We start from the raw sequence: 1,158 nt of genomic DNA, 5'->3' as shown, positions 1-1,158 counted from the left end.
GGGTTCAGAACGTCGTGAGACAGTTCGGTCCCTATCCGTCGTGGGCGTAGGAAATTTGAGAGGAGCTGTCCTTAGTACGAGAGGACCGGGATGGACACACCGCTGGTGTACCAGTTGTCCTGCCAAGGGCATAGCTGGGTAGCTATGTGTGGAAGGGATAAGTGCTGAAAGCATCTAAGCATGAAGCCCCCCTCAAGATGAGATTTCCCATAGTGTTAAACTAGTAAGATCCCTCGAAGATGACGAGGTTGATAGGTCAGAGGTGAAAGCATGGTGACATGTGCAGCTGACTGATACTAATCGATCGAGGACTTAACCAAATTAATGAATGTAGGAGCGTTATCTAGTTTTGAAGGAATGAATTTCCTATTGATTAATCTCGAAAAGAGATTATAATAAGAAATGTTCTTTTAATAGTCTAGTGACGATAGCGAGAAGGTCACACCCGTTCCCATACCGAACACGGAAGTTAAGCTTCTCAGCGCCGATGGTAGTTGGGACTTTGTCCCTGTGAGAGTAGGACGTCGCTAGGCGAATCATTGGAGGATTAGCTCAGCTGGGAGAGCACCTGCCTTACAAGCAGGGGGTCGGCGGTTCGATCCCGTCATCCTCCACCATTCTTAATTGATACGAGCCATTAGCTCAGTCGGTAGAGCATCTGACTTTTAATCAGAGGGTCGAAGGTTCGAGTCCTTCATGGCTCACCATTTAATTTAAATATGCGGGTGTGGCGGAATTGGCAGACGCGCTAGACTTAGGATCTAGTGTCTTTGACGTGGGGGTTCGAGTCCCTTCACCCGCATTATGCGGAAGTAGTTCAGTGGTAGAACACCACCTTGCCAAGGTGGGGGTCGCGGGTTCGAATCCCGTCTTCCGCTCCAGAGGTAATTTTATATGCCGGGGTGGCGGAACTGGCAGACGCACAGGACTTAAAATCCTGCGGTAGGTGACTACCGTACCGGTTCGATTCCGGTCCTCGGCACCACTTAAATAATAATGCGCCCGTAGCTCAATTGGATAGAGCGTCTGACTACGGATCAGAAGGTTATGGGTTCGACTCCTTTCGGGCGCGCCATATTACGGGAAGTAGCTCAGCTTGGTAGAGCACTTGGTTTGGGACCAAGGGGTCGCAGGTTCGAATCCTGTCTTCCCGACCAT

Annotated in this window: 7 tRNA genes and 2 rRNA genes; all 9 read left to right on the top strand. The window is 50.0% G+C overall.

Annotated features, from left to right (window positions below):
• Positions 1 to 320: ribosomal RNA gene (locus tag E1I69_RS24145) — 23S ribosomal RNA — on the top strand; the annotation flags it as partial.
• Positions 321 to 417: 97 nt separating this feature from the next.
• Positions 418 to 533: ribosomal RNA gene (gene rrf / locus E1I69_RS24140) — 5S ribosomal RNA — on the top strand.
• 8 nt (positions 534 to 541) lie between these two features.
• Positions 542 to 617 (top strand) — tRNA-Val (locus tag E1I69_RS24135).
• A gap of 14 nt (positions 618 to 631) precedes the next feature.
• Positions 632 to 707 (top strand) — tRNA-Lys (locus E1I69_RS24130).
• Between the two features lie 14 nt (positions 708 to 721).
• Positions 722 to 802 (top strand) — tRNA-Leu (locus E1I69_RS24125).
• A 4-nt stretch (positions 803 to 806) separates the two neighbouring features.
• Positions 807 to 881: transfer RNA gene (locus E1I69_RS24120), tRNA-Gly, on the top strand.
• A 15-nt stretch (positions 882 to 896) separates the two neighbouring features.
• A tRNA-Leu gene (locus E1I69_RS24115) sits at positions 897 to 985 on the top strand.
• Positions 986 to 998: 13 nt separating this feature from the next.
• Positions 999 to 1,075, top strand: a tRNA-Arg gene (locus E1I69_RS24110).
• A gap of 5 nt (positions 1,076 to 1,080) precedes the next feature.
• Positions 1,081 to 1,157: transfer RNA gene (locus tag E1I69_RS24105), tRNA-Pro, on the top strand.
• Position 1,158 lies beyond the last annotated feature (1 nt).

It is taken from the genome of Bacillus timonensis (genome assembly GCF_004799755.1).
Classification (GTDB): Bacteria; Bacillota; Bacilli; order Bacillales; family Bacillaceae_L; genus Ferdinandcohnia; species Ferdinandcohnia timonensis_A.
This window is presented reverse-complemented; position numbering and strand designations above follow the sequence as displayed.